This is a genomic window from Rhizobacter sp. P1_G5, assembly GCF_056405435.1.
Genome location: NZ_JBFUCB010001158.1, coordinates 1 through 684 on the forward strand (window position 1 = coordinate 1; position 684 = coordinate 684).

The following is a 684-nucleotide window of genomic DNA, read 5'->3' on the forward strand; positions in this document are numbered from 1 at the left end:
GACCACCGAGATCTACACGGTTCTCATCGTCGGCAGCGTCAGATGTGTATTAGAGASAGGTGCAGGCGCCCTCGCTGCCCTGGTCCAGGATCAGTCCGGCCTTGGCATAGCCGGGCAGGAAGTGCTGCACGACCTCGGCGGCCGGGAATTCATCGGGCAGCGTCAGCGCTGCGGGCATGTACTGGCGGTCGCGCAGGTCGGCGGTGTCCTTCTTCGTGCGCGAGACGCGGTGCGTGCTGCCGGCGGGGCGGCGCGAGGTGCTCTTGCCCTTGGCAGCACCGGCACCGGCGGCCGCCGGCGCCTGCGCGGTGGCCGCGAGCTCGAACACGCTGCGGAATGCGGCCAGCCCGTGCGCGCCACCGTTGACCAGCTTGCGTGCCGCCGCGAAATCGCCCTTGCCGATCGCGGCGCGGAACTTGTCGGCCTTGTCGAACAGGAACTGCGCGAGCACCACCGCAGCCACTTCCGGCGCGTTCGCCTTGTCGGGGTCGGCATCGAGCGCGATGCCGATCACCTCGCCGTAGTGCTTGTAGTTCGCGCGGCCGGTCAGCTGCACGAAGCCGCGGCCCTTGTAGCGTGCGCCGTCGCCGGCCGCGCCGTTGCCGAGGTCGCGGCGCAGGTCGTAGCTGCTGAACGGCGCACCGCCGGGCGGTGTGTTGAAGCGGGACTGGAACTCGGCGATCG

Annotated in this window: 1 pseudogene; it reads right to left on the reverse strand. The window is 70.1% G+C overall.

Going from position 1 to position 684, the window contains the following annotated elements:
• Positions 1–49: 49 nt before the first annotated feature.
• A pseudogene (locus tag AC1D12_RS34715) lies at positions 50–684 on the reverse strand (C1 family peptidase); the annotation flags it as partial.